The sequence below is a fragment of the Natrinema caseinilyticum genome (assembly GCF_024227435.1).
Classification (GTDB): Archaea; Halobacteriota; Halobacteria; order Halobacteriales; family Natrialbaceae; genus Natrinema; species Natrinema caseinilyticum.
The window spans coordinates 2,783,079-2,799,506 of record NZ_CP100445.1; the positions used below are offsets into that span (position 1 = coordinate 2,783,079).

General features: G+C 60.4%; 14 protein-coding genes. 7 read left to right on the forward strand and 7 right to left on the reverse strand.

Annotated features, from left to right (window positions below):
• Positions 1 to 9 precede the first annotated feature (9 nt).
• On the reverse strand, positions 10 to 1,056 hold the full coding sequence (locus NJT13_RS13580) for a TAXI family TRAP transporter solute-binding subunit (RefSeq protein WP_254522184.1): 1,047 nt from the start codon (positions 1,054 to 1,056) through the stop codon (positions 10 to 12).
• 494 nt (positions 1,057 to 1,550) lie between these two features.
• Between NJT13_RS13580 and NJT13_RS13585 the strand changes: the two genes are divergently transcribed.
• From NJT13_RS13585 to rdfA, 3 genes are all read left to right on the forward strand, one after another.
• Complete coding sequence (locus NJT13_RS13585) at positions 1,551 to 2,714, forward strand: acyl-CoA dehydrogenase family protein (RefSeq protein WP_254522185.1); 1,164 nt, start codon at positions 1,551 to 1,553, stop codon at positions 2,712 to 2,714.
• 175 nt (positions 2,715 to 2,889) lie between these two features.
• Complete coding sequence (locus tag NJT13_RS13590; protein WP_254522186.1) at positions 2,890 to 3,660, forward strand: IclR family transcriptional regulator; 771 nt, start codon at positions 2,890 to 2,892, stop codon at positions 3,658 to 3,660.
• Positions 3,661 to 3,896: 236 nt separating this feature from the next.
• A complete protein-coding gene (rdfA, locus tag NJT13_RS13595; protein WP_254522187.1) occupies positions 3,897 to 4,514 on the forward strand; it encodes a rod-determining factor RdfA in 618 nt (205 codons plus the stop codon).
• Positions 4,515 to 5,331: 817 nt separating this feature from the next.
• Here the strand turns inward: rdfA and NJT13_RS13600 are convergent.
• Positions 5,332 to 6,681 carry a PKD domain-containing protein gene (locus NJT13_RS13600; protein WP_254522188.1) on the reverse strand — a complete coding sequence of 450 codons (1,350 nt, stop codon included), beginning with the start codon at positions 6,679 to 6,681 and terminating at the stop codon, positions 5,332 to 5,334.
• Positions 6,682 to 6,878: 197 nt separating this feature from the next.
• Here NJT13_RS13600 and NJT13_RS13605 point away from each other — a divergent pair, with 197 nt between their 5' ends.
• The 3 genes from NJT13_RS13605 to NJT13_RS13615 all read left to right on the forward strand — a co-directional run bounded on the left by NJT13_RS13605 (position 6,879) and on the right by NJT13_RS13615 (position 9,832).
• Entirely contained in the window at positions 6,879 to 7,241 is a 363-nt protein-coding gene (locus tag NJT13_RS13605; protein WP_254522189.1) for a hypothetical protein, read from the forward strand.
• Complete coding sequence (locus NJT13_RS13610; RefSeq protein ID WP_256549397.1) at positions 7,174 to 8,442, forward strand: glycoside hydrolase family 3 C-terminal domain-containing protein; 1,269 nt, start codon at positions 7,174 to 7,176, stop codon at positions 8,440 to 8,442. The genes NJT13_RS13605 and NJT13_RS13610 overlap by 68 nt, the downstream gene beginning before the upstream one ends.
• Before the next feature lie 328 nt (positions 8,443 to 8,770).
• Complete coding sequence (locus NJT13_RS13615) at positions 8,771 to 9,832, forward strand: TrmB family transcriptional regulator (protein WP_254522191.1); 1,062 nt, start codon at positions 8,771 to 8,773, stop codon at positions 9,830 to 9,832.
• 798 nt (positions 9,833 to 10,630) lie between these two features.
• On the opposite strand, the gene NJT13_RS13620 is transcribed toward NJT13_RS13615, so the two are convergent.
• The 5 genes from NJT13_RS13620 to NJT13_RS13640 form a co-directional block, all read right to left on the reverse strand.
• Positions 10,631 to 11,434 (reverse strand): ABC transporter permease, encoded by an 804-nt coding sequence (locus NJT13_RS13620; RefSeq protein WP_254522192.1) that lies wholly within the window; start codon positions 11,432 to 11,434, stop codon positions 10,631 to 10,633.
• Positions 11,427 to 12,338 carry an ABC transporter permease gene (locus NJT13_RS13625; RefSeq protein ID WP_254522193.1) on the reverse strand — a complete coding sequence of 304 codons (912 nt, stop codon included), beginning with the start codon at positions 12,336 to 12,338 and terminating at the stop codon, positions 11,427 to 11,429. The genes NJT13_RS13620 and NJT13_RS13625 overlap by 8 nt, the downstream gene beginning before the upstream one ends.
• Positions 12,335 to 13,456, reverse strand: a complete 1,122-nt coding sequence (locus tag NJT13_RS13630) for an ABC transporter ATP-binding protein (RefSeq protein ID WP_254522194.1) — start codon at positions 13,454 to 13,456, stop codon at positions 12,335 to 12,337. The genes NJT13_RS13625 and NJT13_RS13630 overlap by 4 nt, the downstream gene beginning before the upstream one ends.
• 10 nt (positions 13,457 to 13,466) lie before the next feature.
• Complete coding sequence (locus NJT13_RS13635) at positions 13,467 to 14,480, reverse strand: extracellular solute-binding protein (RefSeq protein WP_254522195.1); 1,014 nt, start codon at positions 14,478 to 14,480, stop codon at positions 13,467 to 13,469.
• A gap of 325 nt (positions 14,481 to 14,805) precedes the next feature.
• On the reverse strand, positions 14,806 to 15,234 hold the full coding sequence (locus tag NJT13_RS13640) for an EamA family transporter (RefSeq protein WP_256549398.1): 429 nt from the start codon (positions 15,232 to 15,234) through the stop codon (positions 14,806 to 14,808).
• 66 nt (positions 15,235 to 15,300) lie between these two features.
• Here NJT13_RS13640 and NJT13_RS13645 point away from each other — a divergent pair, with 66 nt between their 5' ends.
• Positions 15,301 to 16,098: an enoyl-CoA hydratase/isomerase family protein gene (locus NJT13_RS13645; RefSeq protein ID WP_254522197.1), complete on the forward strand. Its 798-nt coding sequence runs from the start codon at positions 15,301 to 15,303 to the stop codon at positions 16,096 to 16,098.
• Positions 16,099 to 16,428: the final 330 nt, after the last annotated feature.

Consider the following 16,428-nt stretch of genomic DNA (forward strand, 5'->3'; position numbering starts at 1 on the left):
TGCGCCTCGCTATTCGTCACCGCGAACGTACTCGTCGCTCCAGACGCCGATCTCCTCGTAGAAGTCGGCCGCAGCCGGATGGAAGGGGAACTCGTCGTACATCCGCGTCGTCCACCACTCGTCGTCCATATAGTAACCGAGATACGGGTGGTCCTCTTTCATCTCCTCGCGGTGTTCGTGCATCGTCTCGAGGAAGTCGTAGACGTAGTCGTACTCGAGATCGCCGCGAACGACGAAGTTGTACGGGATGTTGATTCCGATCGCCTCGCCGGGCGCGTGCGCGTATCCGTCGAACTTGGTCATGTCGATCGGTTCGATCGGAATGCCCTGTTTGTTCTCGAGTTCGCTAACGGCACTGTCGGGCCACTCGAGAATGCGGGTGTCGACGGTCTGTTTCATCTCCTGGATCCACGACGCCTCGAAGTCGAAGTTGGAGATCGTGATCGCGCCGACGTCGAGTTGCCCTTCTTGCATCGCTCCGGCCTGCTCGCCGTAGCCGACGCTGATCTGCTCGTAATCGTCGACGACGATCTCGAGCGCTTCGGAGAGAGTCTCACGCGTTCCCGACTCGCCCGGCGTCGGTGATATCCGAGCGCCAGATTCGACGTCTGCGAGCGAGGTCCAGTCGTTGTTCGTCACGAACAACCACGGGAGGTCGTTGTAATGGAAGATCTGCTGGGGCGTATACTCGAGACCGCCGTACGGCTCGTCCCCGTTCAGAATCTTCTGAGCGGAGCGGTGTTGGATCATCCCGATGTCGGCCTCGCCCCGGCCGAGTCGGCCGATATTGTCCTCCGTTCCCTCGCTCGGTTGCGCTTCGACCGTGATCTGCTCGGCGTGTTCGTCCACCGTCGCGGCGATTCCCTGACTGGCCGCGTAGGTTCCGGTTTCCGACGCGGCGGTGACGATCGTGAGATTCGAACCGTCGCTCCCCTCGCCGAGGCCCTCGTCGAGGGAATTGAGACAGCCTGCCATCGCAGCCGTGGTGCCGACGCCGGCGGCGAGGAACGCGCGACGGTTCGTGAACGTGTGCATGCGGTTGCGGTCATCTACCATGACATGGAATCTTCTAACGGGGATAATAACGATAACGATGTAAGATAGGTCCGTGTTAAACGCTTCCAAAAGAATGTTTATCCACTCGAAACCTTACAAAATAAGGAGAAAACGATTGCTCGAGCGGCGAGACGGGACGCTTCGCCGACGGCTCCACCGTCGTCGAGGCTTCCAGTCGCTGGTGGTCCGGTACTGGTACTGCCCGATAGATTCTCTCGTCGGAGGGAGTCATTATTCCTTCGACAACTGGCGGCGAGCATCTCTCTTCGGATTAGCAATAAAAAAACCAATGTGTCGTGGGAGTCTGGAAAGTCAGATTTGTGAACGTTTGGCCACAGAAGAGATTCCACACGGCGAACGCCACGGTCGAGGTCCTGCAATCTCGAAGATGTACCGTTTGACGCTCCGAAACTGGCCCTCGTTCCCGTCTCGACGACCGGTTACGAGACACCCCGTATCGCAATACCTATTGTGCCATTCCCATAGGTCTAGGTATGCTGGATTTCGTTCAGCTCGAGGAAGATCTAGACCAGGAAGAGCGGATGATCCGGGACACTGCCCGGGAGTTCGTCGAGGAGCACGTCAAACCCGATATCGGTGAGCACTTCGAGAACGGGACGTTCCCGAAGGAGCTCATTTCGAAGATGGGCGAACTCGGCTTCTACGCACCGAACCTCGAGGGGTACGGCTCGCCGAACGTCTCGGAGACGGCCTACGGGCTCCTGATGCAGGAACTCGAGGCGGGCGACTCGGGCCTGCGCTCGATGGCGTCGGTCCAGGGGGCGCTCGTCATGTATCCCATTCACTCCTACGGGAGCGAAGAACAGAAAGAGAAGTGGCTGCCGGCGATGGGTGAGGGCGATGCGATCGGGTGCTTCGGATTGACGGAGCCCGAACACGGTTCGAACCCGTCCGCGATGGAGACCCGAGCCGAACGCGACGGCGACGGCTACGTTCTGAACGGCTCGAAAACGTGGATCACGAACTCCCCGATCGCGGACGTCGCCGTCGTCTGGGCGCGCGACCGTTCGACCGAGGGCGAACCGGTCCGCGGATTCTTAGTCGAGACCGATCGCGACGGTATCACGACCAATAAGATCACCGAGAAGCTCTCGCTACGGGCCTCTATCACCGGCGAAATCGGCCTCAACGACGTCCACGTGCCCGAGGAGAACGTCCTGCCCGGCGTCTCCGGCATGAAGGGGCCGCTGTCCTGTCTCACGCAGGCCCGGTACGGGATCGCCTGGGGCGCCATCGGGGCCGCCCGCGACTGCTTCGAGGAGGCCCGCCAGTACGCCCAGGACCGCGATCAGTTCGGCGGTCCGATCGGTCGATTCCAGCTTCAACAGCGCAAGCTCGCCGAGATGGGAACCCAGATCACGCTCGCGCAACTCCTGGCCTACCGGCTCGCCGAACTCAAAGAGCGCGGCGAGATGCGACCGCAGCACGTCTCGATGGCGAAGCGAAACAACGTCCGGATCGCGCGCAACCAGGCCCGGATCGCCCGCGAGATGCTCGGCGGCAACGGCATCACGACCGACTACTCGCCGATGCGCCACATGGCCAACCTCGAGACGGTCTACACCTACGAGGGCACCCACGATATCCACACGCTCATCCTCGGTGAGGAGTTCACCGGCATCGCCGCCTACCAGTAGCGACACACCCGTTCCGATACGTCTCGTCGGGTATCTCCGGCTTTCCACTCCCGTCGACCCGAGTTCGAATTCGTCGCCCCCGGCTCCGAATCGAATCGATCGTGATCGATTCACCAGGCAGAATCTCCGTTCCAGAATTCGAAATACTGATTGCGATTTGTGAAGACGCTCACGTATGAGCCCGGAGCGGGACGAGGCCGACACAGACGGCATCGGCGTATCGACGACGCGGAAGACGTTCGCGATCATCGAGGCCCTCGAGGAGGGGGAGGGCGTTACGATAGCGCAACTCACGCAGCGGACGGAACTCCCGAAGAGTACCGTGTATCGTCATTTACAGACGCTCACCGATCTCGGGTACGTGATCGAACGCGACGGGCGGTACTACGTCGGCTTTCGGTTCGTCGAACTCGGCGAGCAGGCTCGTTCCCGGAAGATGGGATACACGGCCGCCAAGCGGGCGGTATTCGAACTCGGGCAGGAAACCGACGAGCTCGCGGTCTTCATCGTCGAGGAGGACAACGAGGCCGTCTACGTTCATCGATACGGCAGCCTCTCGAACACGATGATCGGCCAGCGCCGGCCACTGCACTCGATGGCGTCCGGAAAGGTCATTCTCGCGGAGTGGGACGACGAGTCCGTCGCCGAGTACGTCAGCGACGTCGGCCTCGAGGCGGTCACGTCGAATACGATCACGGACCCCGACGCATTGAGCGACGAACTCGAGGAAATTCGCTCGCGGGGGTACGCGGTGAACGACCAGGAACACATGGACGGGCTTCGCGGTGTCGCCGTCCCCGTGTACACGCCCGGTGACGACTTTCTCGGTGGGCTGTCCGTATTCGGTCCGACCAGCCGCTTTACCGACGACTACGTTCACGACGACCTCCCACCCAAACTCAACGACAAGGCCGGCGAGATCAAGGTCACGCTCGCGTACAGCTAACGGACTCGGATCGATCAGCCGAACCCCGTCTTCGCCCGACGAACTGGCCGTCGGCGCCCCGGCCGGTCGCAGTATCTGGAACACGACTCTCGGAATCGATACCGACGGCGCGAGAACTGATGTGTTTCAATCTGCGGAACATATGTTTCGAAAACTGAACTAGCTGTTCCGGTCGGCGGTTTCTGACGACCGGTCGGTTCGAAATGACTTTCCGTCACTCGCTTCATCGTCGTGTAATGACCACGTCATCCGAGCGTCCGGGCCCGGATCCGAAGGTACTCCGCCTCATTCGAAAGTACGGACTCGAGGGCGTCGGCGACGAACTCGAGGCCCAGTGGACCCACCCCGAGAACCGGACGAGCCTGCGGGAACTCGCCGATTCGTTCAACGAGCGGCTCCTCCGAGCCGCACTCGCCGACGCCGACGTCGAGACGCTGACCGACGACGTCAGTCGACTGTACGCCTTGCTGTCCGGTACCGACGGAAGCCGCGGCGAACAAACCGTCGCGACACGGCGACTCGAGCGTGCGGGCGTCGACGTCGAGACGCTGACCGACGAGTTCGTCTCCTACGGGGCGATCAGATCGTATCTCACCGGCTACCGGGACGCGTCGCTTCGGACTCCCGACGACGATGCTCGGGAGACGGTTCGCGGTACCATCGAGGGTCTCCGACAGCGAACGGTCGCGGTGACCGAAAGCAAACTCGCGCGGCTCCAAGATTCCGATCACCTCCGGGTCGGCACCCACCGCGTTCTCGCCGACGTCCGGGTCTTCTGCGAAGAGTGTGGGCGCCAGTACGACGTCGCCACGCTCCTCGAGAGCGGCGCGTGCGACTGTGACAACCGACAGTAAGCCCGCTGGAGCGAAGTCCGTTCAGAATCCGTAACAATCGTACTATTGTTATGGGTCCTGGGGAACCCGCGTCTCTCATCTCCCGAACCGGAATTTTGTTCATACCAATACATACATTGCAAATTGTCAGTATGGCTTTCTAGGGCCGTTCTACATGGCGTCGGTGCGAGGTGATTATAGCAGCTGACAGTCGTTTACCTGTTGCTCGAGTCGACCGAAGACGGCCGATTCGTGGCTCGATCGCCACCGCCAGCGGTCGTCGATAGCCGGACTGCTCGTCCGTCCGACCGACGCGTCAGATCAACTGGGGCGGTCAGAATTCACGTTTCGACGTTTTGCGCCCGTTGGTTTTCGCTCGCTGTGCGCTCGCTACCCGGCTCGAGTGGCGGCGACCGAGGGCGATCGAATCGCGGTTAGCATCACGTCAGCCCGACGAGGACCGAGGCGGCCATCTCGAATAATATGGGAAATCTGCCAAAACGAAGAAACAATATTTTTATCAACATTCGAGGCTCTGTCGCGCATCGAACTCCATCTTGAGCGCGTGCATCTCATCGCTCTCCATCGCCGAACCGGTGGCTGCGCTCGTACCGTCGCATCTCTCGCCGGCGAGTCTCGCAGCGGCGGTCGACGGGGTCGAGGGTGGCCTCGACCGAAAGCGGATCCGCGTCTCTGCGCGAGGTGTGTGGACGACCCGGCGACCGACAGGGCCGTGCCGAGAGCGATCCGTGTGGCCCGATCGCAGGCCAGCCGTTCGAGCGGTTCGCCGGTCAGTTGGGTACTCGATTTCAGATCGGCAGCCTCCGCGACGTCGTCGTTACGAGACCGTGACCGTCACCTCGTGAGTCGTCCGGTTGCCGGTATTGGCCGTCGCGGTCAGCGCGACGGTGTACGTTCCCGGCGAGTCGTACCGGTGGGCGTTCCACCACCCGGTCGCGGTGGTGCCGTCGCCGAAGTCCCAGGCGAGGTCCGTGATCCATCGACCGGTACCGGACGTGTCCTGGACGTGGAAGGTGATCAGTTCGTCGACGCCCGCGGACGTCGTGCTCGGCGACAGCGTGGCGATCGGATCGGACGATCCGCCATCCTCGTCTCCACTGTCGCCTCCGCTTCCATCGTCGCCGCCACCGCCGGTACTTCCGCCCCCGCTCGAGTAGGTGGTGCCATTGATCGTGACGTCGAACTGGTTGAACGTGACGTCACCCTGGCTTCCCTGCCAGTACTCGTTGCCGAGTTCGATCCCGGAGATCCACTTCCGGTCGCTGACGCCGTATCGCTCGGTCATGAAGTCGATGACTTCCGTCAGATCCACGCGGCCGGTCGAGAGGCCGCCGCGGACGCGGAAGATGTGGAAGTCGGCGCTCGTGCCGCCGCTGCTGTAGTTCGCCCAGTAGTCAATGGTGTTGCCGAACGTGTCGGTCCAGACGTTTTCCTCCTCCATGTAGTGGTTGTGGCCGCCGCCCCAGTCGAGGACCACCATGATCTCGTGAGTGTGGGTCTGGGTCTGTTCGGAGACCGGCGAGTCCATCAACCACCACTCCTCGGCGAGGTCCCACTCGCCGCCGGAGATGGTCTGATCGATATCCACCTCGAGTTCGAGCTGGTCGACGTCTCCCCGCCGGATCGGGAAGTCCCGGACACCCGTGTCCGAGCCCCAGGGTTTCGTTCCGAGGAGGCCCTGGGGATAATTCGGTGGCCCGCCGCTGGACCGCGTCGACCACTCGTACCCGTAGTCGCCGTTCGCTTCCGACCAGATGCACATGTCGACGGCGGAACTCCCCCAGTCGTTGTTGACGAGTTGGAAGTCACCGCCCCCGATTGGCATCGTCGCGAACGATTCACAGCTCTCCTCTCGGGCGGCCGCCGCCGTACTTCCGAACGTGGCCGCTGCCCCCGCCACTGCGGCCGACCGGAGGAATATCCGACGGGCCATCCCGCTTCGCTCCGCAGTCGCCGTCGTCGCGTGCTCCGGCGGATCACTATCCGCGGGCCGCTGTCGGGCGTCGCCGTTCTCTCGTGTGATCTCGTCGCCTGTTGGGCCCCGTGCTGGGTGGCGTGTCGGTCGCTTGTCCGTCGTTTCCCGGCCCGACGAATCCTCGGTTTCGTTCGCGACTCCGTCAGTTCCGTTCGATACTCCGTCCCTTCCTGTCGATGACTGGTTGCTCATGTTGTATCGGCGCGTTCGCGTCGTTCGTCTAATGCTACCAACACCCATATTGGGTGACAACGTGCAGTTTATTCGCATACGGAATAAATATTTTTACTAGTCTACAACACGTTATTTCGAGGTGTGTGAACGCACCTCAGTAGCCGGAAACAGCAAGTACAACGCGTAATGCTCGGTACCGCCTCGATTCGGACACGATGATGGAAACACCCGCGCTCGGGATCGGGTCGGATCGGCCGGGGACGACCGGCCTTCGAGCCACGTTTTTCGGCGTCTGGTTCGTCGACCTCGTCGCGACGATTCTGTTCTTTACCGTCCCGTACGCCACCGAACTGAATCCGGTGACGGTCTTTCTGCACGATCTCTTCGGACTGGCAGGCGTCGTCCTCGCGGCCCTCATCTACGCCGGCCTCGTGGTCGGCATCGGCTACGTCCTCTCGCGACCGTTCGACGTCGGCTTCGTGACGACCGTCGTCGTCGTGTACGTCCTCTTTGCGAGCAACAACGTCGTCCTCCTGGTCTCTCGCGAAGCGTTACTGGCGCTGCTGCTGCCGTCGTAGACTCCTCGCGGTCGTCTCAGCCGCGTCGGTATTCGGCTGCCAGCGCGTTCGCATCGCCCCCGCCCGGTGCGTTCGTGTCGGGTTCGGTCGCTCGAGGGGTGGCTTCGGTACGAGTGCGAACCGGACCCGCGAGTCTCAGACGCTGCTCGAGAACGACGGTCTCCTCCCGCTGTCGGACGATATCGACTCGATCTTCGTGACGGGTCCGAACGCGAACTCCCTGCGCAACCAATACGGCGGATGGAGCGTCCAGGATCCGGACCCTGCGGCCGGATCGACTATTCTCGACGGGATCACGGATCGCGCCGGTAGCGGGGCGTCGGTCCAGTACGAGACGGGCGCGTCACTCAGGGAGCGACGGGATCTCGAGGCGGTCGCGAACGGAGCGGCGGACGCGGACGTAGCGATCGTCGCCGTCGGCGAGGGGTGGTATTACCACGAATTCGGCCCGTCGGAGCTCACCGGTCCCACCGGGAGCTTTCCGTCCCGTTCGCTGCACGAACTGCCGACAGCCCAGCGCGACCTGCTCGAGACCGTGGCCGAAACCGGGACGCCGATGGTGGTCGTCGCGGTATCGGGTCGGCCACTCGCGCTGTCGTGGACCGCCGAAACCGCCGACGCGCTGGTCTTCTCGTACTACCCGGGTAGCGAAGGCGGTGACGCGATCGCCGACGTCCTGTTCGGCGATTACAACCCGTCGGGCCGGTTGCCGATCAGCGTTCCGCGCTCGGCGGCCGAGTTGCCGACGACGTTCAACCACGTCGCCCATCCGACGCCGATCGGTGCCGACGAACACCCCGATACGTACGATCCCCTCTACGAGTTCGGCCACGGCGAGAGCTACACCGAGTTTTCGTGTACCGACCTCTCGGTGGTCGACTCGCGGATCGGTCCCGCCGAATCGGTCACCGCGTCGATCACCGTCGAAAACGTCGGCGATCGCGCGGGCGATCGGTCCCTCGATTTCTTCCTGCGTGACGAGGTGAGTTCGCGTGTCCGGCCGGTTCGCGAACACGTCGGCTTCACACGAGTCGGCCTCGAGCCCGGTGCGTCGACGACGGTCGACGTGACGATTTCGAACGATGCACTCGCGGTAACCGACTCCCGGGGCCGAACGAGGGTCGAACCGGGTGCGTTCGAACTCACGTGCGCCGATTGTTCGACGACGATCACGGTCGAAGAGCCGAACGGACGCCGCTAACCGGCGGCCGCCTTTTTCGATGAACCGTCTCCGTCCGTTCCGTACACGGTCAGCGACGTCGATCGTGGTCCGGCGCGACAGAAACGTGCCGCACAGGCTATTTCTGGCCGGTTTCCCGTCGATATTGTCTCGGTGGAATCGAAGCCAAACGAGACGAAAAATTTTCATATCTGCCGGTGGACAACGAAATGCGAACGAAAAATCGCCGTACTCGAGCCGACTCACGAAAGATAATATGGCAATAAAAACATGTACGAATGATGTGTAAGTGAGACGGATAGTACTCGTCGGACATACGTTTTTGTACGTCCAGCGGCCAGTGAATAGTATGGACACGAAGACGCTCCGACGGGCGCTCGAGGACGCCGGGTTGACCGGCCAGCAGGCGGACGCGTATCTGGCGCTCCTCGAGTCGGGCCCAGCGCCCGTCGTCGAAATCGCCCAGCGATCGTCAGTATCGTCCTCGCGGATCTACGACATCGTCCGCTCGCTGGAGGAAAAAGAGTTCGTCGAGACGCTCGAACGCGACCGGCTCCACGCACGGCCGCGCGAACCAGTCGACGTCCTCAATCGACTCCGCCAAAAGAGCGAGATGTTCGCGGACGCAGCCGGCGAAATCGAAGACCGCTGGGAGCGTCCGGATCCGCGAGAGTCGCGAATTAGCGTCCTCAAACGCGCCGAGACTGTACTCAGGAGTGCCGCGGACGCGATCGCCGAATCGAACGTTTCCGTCGCGCTGGCCGTTACGCCAGCCCAACTCGAGGAGTTGCGGCCGACGATCGAAACCGCCGCCGGAAACGGCGTGTTGATCCAGATCGCGGTCTACGACGACGGCACCGCCGACATCCCCGAAATCGAGGGCGTCCTCGAGATTCGAAGCTGTCCGCTTCCCGGGCCGTTTCTGGGAATCGTCGACCGACGGTACGCGTTCTTCGAGCCGAACGTCCGCAGCGATCGCGCGTACGGGATCATGATCGGCGACGAAATCCTCTCGTTCATCATGCACTGGTACTTCTGGACGTGCCTGTGGGTGCGCAACGAACGGGTCCAGTTCGACAGAGCGCAGCCACCGACGTACGTCAGCATCGAGGGGTTCGTCCACGATGCCGCGTCGCTGCTCCACGACGACGTGACGATGACGCTGCAGGTACTCGGGCGCCGGATCGAAACCGGCGACCGGGTCGATATTCGCGGCAACCTCGTTCGGGCCACCTGTGGTGGCCACCGCGAGATCCCGCAACATCCGTCGTATGCGGATCTCGCCGGTCAGGTGACCCTCTTTCTCGAGACCGAAGACGGCATCGTCTCGGTCGGCGCCTGGGGTGCGTCCTTCGAGGATATCGAAGCGGAGACCATTCGGGTTGACGGGATCGACTTTCCCGAACTGTGAGCCCTTTGCTGGTCGACCAGTCACGTCGCGCGTGCTTCGGCCCGCTTCGTTTTACAACCATATCGTTGTAAATCGCTGCATTCCGGGAGTGGGTCGGGCGACGCGAGTGCCGATGCGACCATCGAATTGGCGCTCCGGACGTGTCGTCGTCCCGTCCCCGGCGAGAGCGGCGCTTCCGCTCTTTACGATCTCTCTCGGTGTCGCTCTCCTCGCGGTGTTCCCCGAACAATATAATCGAATACCAAATGGGTCCTAGTAAGTATATTATTTATATCATAACGCTATTGGTTTTATCTTCGACTGACCCGGGTCCTGCTCGGCAGTCTCACCCCGAACTGAATCGCTCTCCCGGGCCGCAATATGTCGATTCCGTTCGAGATACCTTCGGCAACAGTATCGACGTTCGCGTCGTCCTGCCGCTCCAATACCCGACACTGGGAGTGATACCGAATTCGACCGAGGAGGGTGTGAGTGGGTCCGTAGCTGGTAATCTCTCTTTCGATCGCCTCTCGCTGCACTCCGTCGTCACGGCCGGTATTGTCTGATAAATCCATATGTAATGTTCCATTCACATCTATCTCGCCGTCGGCTGTGAGACTGTACAAACCGGTGGAAAGCCGCGTGATGATCACTGCGGGGCGTCGACCGAATCCGTACGCCGCGTTTCGCGAAAGTCCCGAGGAAAGGAAGCTCCCGCAGGGACCACTACCACAGCAGAAACAGCCTCCGTTCGGGAGTTCCTTCCTGAGCTGCGTTCTCCCGGTCCCGGATAACTCGCGTGTCGAACGCGATAGGAATTTAGAGGTTCTGAGAGAGTTGATTGAGGCCGATGGCGAGGCTCGCGCCGATCACGATAATCACCGCCGCCCCGATCATCACGGTCGAGACGACGCTCACCAGTGGATCGAGTATCTCCCGGAGCGAAATATACGCGAGGACGGGAACAGTGCGAGTACTGAATCCCGACAGGAACAGCGCCATAATGAATTCCTGCAGACTGATAATGAAGGCGATCAGCATCGACGCGAATATTCCGTTTCGGACGCCCGGGAGAACGACCTCCCAGAAGGCGCGGATCGGAGATGCACCGAGATCGAGTCCCGCATCGCGGAGACTCCAGTCGAAGCGAGCGAAGACCGATTGCATGATGAAGAAGACGAGCGGTGTCGCCCAGAGGGAATGCGCCAGAATGATCCCGATATAACTCTGCTGAATACCAAGCTCGCTGTAGAACGTAAGCAGGGTGACTGCGGTCACCACTGCTGGTATTAGCAACGGAAGTAAGACGAGCGGGACGAGGTACGTCGATAGTTTCCCTCTCGAGCCTTCCACACCCAGTGCGGCGAGTACACCGAGCGTCGTCGAGAGTACCATCGTTCCGGTCGACGTGATGAGGCTATTTTTCATGGCTGCGATCCACTGGTCGCTGTCGAGGAAGTTCTGATACCACTGCAGTGAGATCTCTTTCGGCGGGAACGAGAGATAGCTCGACTCGGTAATCGACGTGCTGATTATGATGACGAGGGGGAGGAGCAACATCACGACCAGCGAGATGTATCCGACGCGGAAGGCGGCCGTCTCGAGTCGTTCACGCTCAAACATAGTCCGTTTCACCTCCTCGACTGTCGAGGAACGCGAACAGCCCGACGATGCTTACGAGGACGACGAGTAACATTATCAGGGACAACGCTGCTGCGGCGGGCCAATTGAACTCGCTCAGCATGAGCGATTCCACCTCCAGTGCGAACGTCGTCTGACGAGCCGTCCCGAGAATCGACGGGGCGGAGTACGCTCCGACACCCCACGCGAACGAGATGACGGACGCAACGGCGATCCCGGGAACGATCTCCGGGAGAACGACTTCGTAGAACGACCGGACGCGGTTCGCCCCCAGGTCGCGTGCCGCCTCGACGATTTCCCATTCCATCGTCGAGAGAACACTGTAGATGGCCAGTACTGAGTACGGAACTGTAATGTAAAGTTGCCCGATGAGGACGCCGAGGAAGTTATTCATCAACTGCAACGGCTCGGACCGGACACCGGTACTCATCAGCAGTTCATTGATTGCGCCGCCCGGTGAAAGGAGCAAGACCCCGGCGTACAGTTTCACCACCAGCGTCGTCAGAAGCGGGAGCACGACTCCGAACAGGAGGAGCAATCTGAGTTTCCGGTCCGCCCTCCAGATCGCGTACGCGTAGAAGACACCGATCGCGACGGACGCTACCGTCGAGATAATGGCGAACTTGAAGGTGAACCACATCAGGCCCTGGATGTACTCGGAGGCGATCACGTCGGCATAGGTCGATACCGTCCACGTCCCCTCCCGATAGGCCCCTTGAGACGTCTGCTCGTAGAGGCTGATCCGCAGAAGATACAGCATCGGGACGACGAAGAAAACCAGTTCGAATACCGTCACTGGCAGGAGGAGAAGTTTCGACCTGTTCGAACCGTCCTTGATGTACTCTCCGACCCGCCGAAAGAGGTTCGAAGATGTCTCCACGCTCATGACTGTACCGTGATTTTGTCCCCCTGCTGATCGAAACAGAGGAGGTCGGTCGCCTGCCATCGGAGTTCTACCGTACTCCCTTCGTCGATGGACGAGTCACCGACCGACTTCTCGACGAACAGGGACGTTCCCTCCACATCGACGTAGTATCGAACCGTCGAACCTCGATACAACAGGTTCTCTACAGTGCCGGTAACGGTGAAATCGCGTGACCCGTCCGCTCTGACGGAGGTCCGTTCCTCTGCGACTGGTTCGAGCGAGAGTATTTCCGGCCGAATGGAGACGTGGAGTACGTCGTCTTCGGTTACGCTCCGGTTCCGAAGCGGGATCCGAAGCGGGTCACCGATGCCCATGTCTACGACCGCGCCGTCGGAAACCTCCTGTACGACGGTTCCCTCGACGAAATTGGTTTCACCCAGGAACTCCTCGACGAACTTGTTGGTGGGATCGTTGTACACCTCCCGCGGCGGACCGACCTGGACGAGCCGACCATCGTTCATGATGCCGATCTTGTCTCCGATCGTGAACGCCTCGTCTTGATCGTGCGTCACGTGAATCGTCGTCCGCTGAAACTGGCTGTGAAGCTCCTTGATTTCGATCTGCATCTGCTCTTTGAGTCGCTTATCCAGGTTCGAAAGCGGCTCGTCGAGCAGGAGGACGGGCGATTCCGTCGCAAGCGAACGGGCGAGCGCCACGCGTTGTTGCTGTCCGCCACTTAGATCGGGTGGACTCGCGTCTTCGAACCTGTCCATTTCCATCACCTCGAGCATTTCGCGGGCTTTCTCTCGTCGCTTCTCCTTTCCCATCCCCTGCATTTTCAGCCCGAAGGCGACGTTTTCGAGCACCGACTTGTGGGGGAACAGTGCCCACTCCTGGAACACCATCGAACTGTTCTGTTTGTACGGTGGTTGATCCGTAACGTCCGTATCGTTGATATATACCTCGCCATCGGTCGGCGTTTCCAGTCCGGCGAGCATGCGGAGCGTCGTCGATTTTCCGCACCCACTCGGGCCGAGGAGACAGAGCAACTCACCGGCTTCGACCGAGAGCGATACGTCTTCGACTGCGACGAGATCGCCGAAGTGTTTTGTGAGATTCTCCGTGTGTAATCCAGGCATCGTAGTCTACTTAGTTCCCTGTTTGATCGGTCTTCAGCGTTTTCATCCGTTCCGAGAAGTCGGAGTTGTAGTCGCTCAGATAGCCCCAGTCCGGAAGCTGAAGTCCTTTCAGTTCCTCGTTCGTCGTCGGAATCGTTTCGGCGACGAATTCCGGGTATTCCGCGTTCTTGTTGGACTTAATTTCCCAGCTGGTTTCGGACCACTTGGTCTGGATATCGGCACGCAACAGGAAGTTGAGGAACTCCTCGGCCTGTTCTTTCTTGTCCGAACCGCGGACGAGACAGTAGTCGTCGAAGTATCCCCCGGTCACGTCCGGAACGACCACGTTCAGATTGAGGCTGTCGTTGGTCCGAGCCTGGTACGCTGCCGTCGCCCAGTAGTACTGGGCCGTATTTATGATGTCGTTTCGGAAGAGTTCCCAGATTTGTGCGCCCGACGTGAACCACTTGGTGACGTTCATCTCACCGATCGCGTTGAAGGGCGCATCGTGATACTGTTCGTCGTATAGCTCGCCGGTTCCCTCCACGTCATCGGCGACGATCGCACCCGTCTGTAACGGATAGATGTAGAACCCATCACTCAAACTGATCTTCAAATTACGGTTACTCTCCGCGAAGTGGGCGAACTTCGTCGGTGGCGACTCGAGGTCGTCGCTGTACGCGATGGCGTTTGGGTTCCCTTCCACTGGAACGCCGTATTTGTGGCCATCGGAGCGGATCTCCTTCAGCACTGGGAATACGTCGTCGTAATTGGGGATGTTGTCGTGGTCGACTTCGGCGAAGAGTCCGGACTGCGTCCCCTGGAAATAGAAGTAATCGTCGGCGACGGCGAGGTCGTACGGTGGATTGTCTTCGGGTGCGGACTGAATTTTGGAAAGGATTTCGCTGTACCCGGGGATGCACTGTATCTTGTTGCCCGTTTCCTCCTCGTACGGCTTCTTGATCTTGTTCCGGAACCGATCCGTATACGGTCCGCTCCAGGTCGCGACGCGAAGCGGTCCGCTGGAGTCTGACCCCGAACCCATACACCCCGCAACACCAGCACTGACCGCCGTAACGCCCAGCGCTTTGATCATCGATCGTCGACCGAAACGTGTCCGTCCGTTGTTCTGATTCGTATTACCTTTCATGATTGTGTTGTCTCTGTCTCTCTCAGTAGTCTCTTGTTGCTCTCCCTACGCAATGCAGGTGTTGCTGTGCTACGAAATCACATGTACCAAGCTAATTCACAAGTATAAATAGTTATCGACTGGTCGCAGAACCGATCGGTCGAGCACCCGAAAACAGCGTGTGCGATTTTGGAGGAGACGTGCGACGCTTCGATGGAGTGAGCGAAACCGAACCGGATAATTAGCCGGCGAGCAACACCACGGACACGACGGCGAATGCGACTCCGGTTACCTCTCGGATGCCGAGAGAATTTTCGAACAGGAGTATTCCGACGACAACCGCGACAACGAAGTACAGTGCCGAAATCGTCGTGACCGTTCCGACCCGTCCCTGTGCGATACCCGAATAAAACGCGATCGCACCGATTCCAGCGAATATCCCGCTAACCAGGGCCCATCCGACGCCTTCGCCCGTTATCGCCACGTCGTCGTGAGCGATCGAGAGGTATCCGATCGCGACCAGTATACTCGCCACGTACGAGAGGATCATCGCTACTGTCGGATTCACCGTCTCCGTCGCCAGTTTCGCTATTGCAGTCCACATGCCCCAAGAGATCATCGCGATCAACGCGAACACTATGGGTGAGGATGTCACGAGAGTACTTTTCATCAACTCGCTTATGAAGGTGTTGGTGCGGTGAGTAACTTTATATACTTCCTTCTCACCAGTGGAACTGTGCCACGAGATAGCTTTCAGGACATAGAATGGTCTTTAGACGAAGAAACGGGTATCGGTCGTGTCGTCATCGATCGCCCGGAGAGCCTCAACGCGCTCACCTGGCGAACGCGTCGGGAACTGGCGGAAGCGTTCGAGCGATTCCAGCGACTCGACGACGAATCCCGCGACGTCGTCGTCAACGCAGTCATCCTCGAGGGACGCGGGGAGAACTTTTCCGCCGGAGCGGATATCAACGAATTCGGCGGTGAATCCGCTCACTCGCTCGTTCCCGTTCGTATGTACGACGCCATCGAACGGTACGGGGCACCCGTTATCGCAAAGGTGTCCGGGTACTGTCTCGGAGGCGGGTTGGAACTGGCACTCGCGTGCGACTTCGTCATCGCGTCCGAGGACAGCGAATTCGGGTTTCCCGAAATCGAACACGGACTCTGTCCGGGTGCCGGGGGGACGGTACGGCTCGTAAAGAAAATCGGCGCCGATCGGACGAAACAACTCGGAATGACCGGTGAACGACTCTCCGGGCGTGAGGCGGCAGACGAGGGGATCGTCTATGCGGCCCATCCGAACGCCGAACTCGATGCTGCGGTGGGCGACCTGGCGTCGGAATTGGCTGCACGGCCCCCACTCGGCGTTCGGGGCGTCAAACACACCGCTAACTTCGCCAGAGATGCCGATATCGACGAAGGAACGAAGTACGAGTGGGCACAGTTCTACGCGCTGATGGCGACTCGAGACTACGCCGAGGCCGAGGCGGCACGGCGCGAAGGTCGACGCCCCGAGTGGAAGGGGCGGTAGTGCTCGCTTCCGCCTGACGCTCGGACGTTTTTCGCCGGTTCGGTTCTGCGCCGCTCCCTTCGAGACAGCCCCGCCGATTCGTCGCGACGGAAACGGGTCACGTCTCGATGCCCCGGGGCCCGTTCGCGACACGTAACAGGGGTCCGACGCGGCCACGTTCGGGGCCGTCTGTGCAACCGGTGTCCATCCCGCTTCACTCGTACTGGTGTCTCTCGTCTTCCCGATTTCACTCATCGTCTCTGTGAACGTCTCACATTCCGCTCAGCGCCTTTAGAGGACGCTCTCGTGTTCGATCTCTCTCGGCTCCTGTCGGTGTCAGATCTCGCTCGC